At 45.1% G+C, this 2,946-nt stretch carries 4 protein-coding genes; 2 read left to right on the top strand and 2 right to left on the bottom strand.

Features of this window, described 5'->3' with window-relative positions:
* The coding region (locus H6F88_RS00110; protein WP_190640733.1) for a hypothetical protein at positions 1-383 on the bottom strand (383 nt) is incomplete at its 3' end.
* Between the two features lie 119 nt (positions 384-502).
* Positions 503-1,214, bottom strand: a protein-coding gene (locus H6F88_RS00105; RefSeq protein WP_242050323.1) for an IS6 family transposase whose coding sequence is annotated in 2 segments (ribosomal slippage) — positions 503-1,057 and positions 1,059-1,214 — 711 coding nt in all. Because the reading frame shifts where the segments join, the coding sequence is not laid out codon by codon here.
* A gap of 378 nt (positions 1,215-1,592) precedes the next feature.
* On the opposite strand from H6F88_RS00105, the gene H6F88_RS00100 reads away from it, so the two are divergent.
* Positions 1,593-2,462, top strand: coding sequence for an AraC family transcriptional regulator (locus H6F88_RS00100; RefSeq protein WP_190640732.1), 870 nt, complete (start codon positions 1,593-1,595; stop codon positions 2,460-2,462).
* 266 nt (positions 2,463-2,728) lie between these two features.
* Positions 2,729-2,946: hypothetical protein (locus H6F88_RS00095; protein WP_190640731.1), on the top strand; the 218-nt coding region annotated here is incomplete at its 3' end.

Raw genomic sequence — 2,946 nt, 5'->3', positions numbered from 1 at the left:
GGTGGATTAGCCTGATTGACCAGTTGCTCTAACAGGCTACGCTCGGAGCTGCCTTCATAACTGTTGATCATCTGATCAAGCAACGTAACTTTGGCTGCAACATCCTCCACCTGTCCGATCGCTTCAAACACCTGAATTAGGGCGATCGCTGCTGCCTCGGTCTGCCCATCATTGACATGCTGCCGCGCCTGATCAACCAGCTCATTTAAGGCAAACTGCTCCAACTGAGCAAGCTCCGTTGCACAATCGCTCGCACTGCTCCCGGTCGGCATTACCGCTGGATTAGTAGCTTGACTAATTTGAACGGCCAAAGTAGATGGACAAAGCGCCACTAAACACACGACGGCACTCAGCATTTTCAATCCTTGAGAAAACAGAAACATTAGAAAAACCTGCGACCGAATAATATAAATTGAGTTGCCCTAAATACAATTGACGTACTTTCGATGGTTCTGTTGCAAGAACTATTGAGGCACAGAGAGTTGACCTACTCTAGACTCAATTAAGCAATAAGTCCGAAAATTTGAGACAGGAATTCTACTTGTGATCGCACATCACCGCTTTTAACACCCTGAACCTGTCCTTTGCGAATCATATTCATCGCTTCGATTCCCCTCAACGTTCGTCTGGCACTGTTGAAAGTCTTGAAACCAAGCATCGGTTTGACAATGCGCTTGATGTTGCGATGGTCTTGCTCAATCCGGTTATTCAAATATTTCACCTGTCTCAGGTTGGTTTGGGCTGCCAGCATTTGTTCACTTTTTAGCTGTTCCATGGCGACTGGATAAGCAGCATTTTTGTCCACGTTGATGACACGTGGTGGAGTGACATGAGTGGCTCTCAACACTTGGCGAAAGAACCGTGCTGCTGCTTGACCATCCCGCTTTGCACTCAGCAGAAAGTCCAGGGTATTGCCTTGCGAATCCACGGCACGATACAGATAATTCCACACGCCCTTGATTTTGATGTAAGTCTCATCCACGCGCCAGGAATCATTTGTGGGCTTCAAGTGCGGTCGAACCCGTTTGTCCAGTTCTGGAGCATACTTCAGCACGAGAGCGATTGATCGTCGAGTGGTCTACCTCCACCCCCCGCTCCTGCATCATCTCCTCCAAGTTTCGGTAGCTCAAGGGATAGCGGCAGTACCACCGCACGTTCAGCAGAATGATTTCGGGCAAAAAGTGCCGCCACTTAAACAGAGCAGGAGTAGACATCACAGGGTAGAGAGGAGAGTGTAGTCCTGCTTACCTTACCATTTGCTAGTTTTTGCGACACAGCCTGTGTTACTGCTTCTACTCGAAGTTCAATCATGCACAGCTGTGAGTGAGCAAAAGATCTGGCGCAATTTGCAAATGAGTAGCGCAATGGGTCAGTGCCCCTCCAAGGCAGCGTTCTGGATTCTGATGACTTGAAATAAGCTGTGCTGTCTAACCACGGCTTAGAAGTAGACAAAAAGCCTAAAAGGCTCACAGGGGCTAGCCCTGCAAGATTACGCCACTCATTCGCAAATTGCGCCAGATCTTTTGCTCATTCACAATTGTATTTTGAGATTCGTTTAATGTTCAGCCTAGATTTATCTATCCTTGCCTGCTATGAATGCAAAAATGCCTCAACAGAATACGGTCAAAGCTTGGCAAGTTAATGATCTTCTACTTGAGCTATATCATTACGTTCCAGGTTCCATCGAACCAATTCCCAAACATTCTCACGAAGATTATCAGATTGGTTTCAGTTCAGATTCAATTGGAGAATATTTTTATCGCGGTACTTGTCATCATGTTCCTATGGAAAGTTTTAGTATTCTACATACCGATGAACCACATAAATCGCGCGAAGTAACGTGGTTTGATACTCCCTGTAGTTTTTGGATGCTATACATCAAGCCCAACTTATTTTATGAGGTTACGGAGCAGCTTATAGGATGTTCAACGATGCCGTTCTTTAAACATCCTGTTATTACTGACTGTGACTTAGCTACGAAATTCCTCCAATTTTGTGGGGCAATCGAACAGAGAGTGTCTAGGCTTGAACAGGAATCTCTGCAACTATCTTTTCTTTCCAGCCTGATTCAGCGATATGCGGATGTTCAGGACTCGTCCCAATTGATAGGAAAACAGCAGCATCAAATCAAACAAATACGTGAGTACTTGGAGGAACACTTGGAGGAAAATGTTTCGCTGGAGTATCTTGCTCAGATGGTTAACCTAAGCCCTTATTATCTCAATCGCGTTTTCCGTAAAGAAGTTGGAATACCTCCTCACAAATACCAAATTCAAGTACGTATTGATCATGCTAAGGCATTACTCCAACAAGGTTTGTCTGTTAAACAGGTTGCTGAACAGCTTGGCTTTGCTGATGTCAGCCACTTCACGCGGCATTTCAAACAGCTAGTTCAAGTCACACCAGGGCAATATTTGTCGCAACAAAACCTTACAAAAGAAGGCAAGAACGTTCAAAAGTAAACGTCGTGAAATTTTGTAAATTTTATGTGTAAGTAATTGAGCAATATTGGGACGGCATTCATGAGACGACGCAGAGTAGTTCTTGCGGGTGTGACAGCTTCAGCAGGTTTAGTTGCTGCAAGATATCGTGTTCCAAGTGCTGCTGTGTCGATTAGGCTACAAGTTGAGCTTTCGCAATGAAGGTTTCTTCAACTGACGGAAACGTCATGCCTTGGTAAACCCATTTCAGCTCATGCTCTAAATCAATCACAAGAGGAATTTTAGTCATGCAAGCTAAAACGTTAAAGCTCTTGATTTTACTGGCGCTCGCCACAACTGGACTCGCCACAAGTGGAGCAATTTTGGCATTCGCAAGGCAATCTGTTGAAACGACCAATCAACCCTTAATGAGTCAGGCTGATTTGCAGAATACGACATTGCCTGAAATGCCTGTATCCAACGAAATTGAACTTGAGGTGGTGGCTGAATTACCCATTCGCCCTTC

Source organism: Oculatella sp. FACHB-28 (genome assembly GCF_014696015.1).
GTDB lineage: Bacteria > Cyanobacteriota > Cyanobacteriia > Elainellales > Elainellaceae > JAAUTN01.
This window is presented reverse-complemented; position numbering and strand designations above follow the sequence as displayed.

Coding starts and splice junctions, on each gene's coding strand:
- H6F88_RS00100 (WP_190640732.1), top strand. CDS start 1,593: ATGAATGCAAAAATGCCTCAACAGAATACGGTCAAAGCTTGGCAAGTT.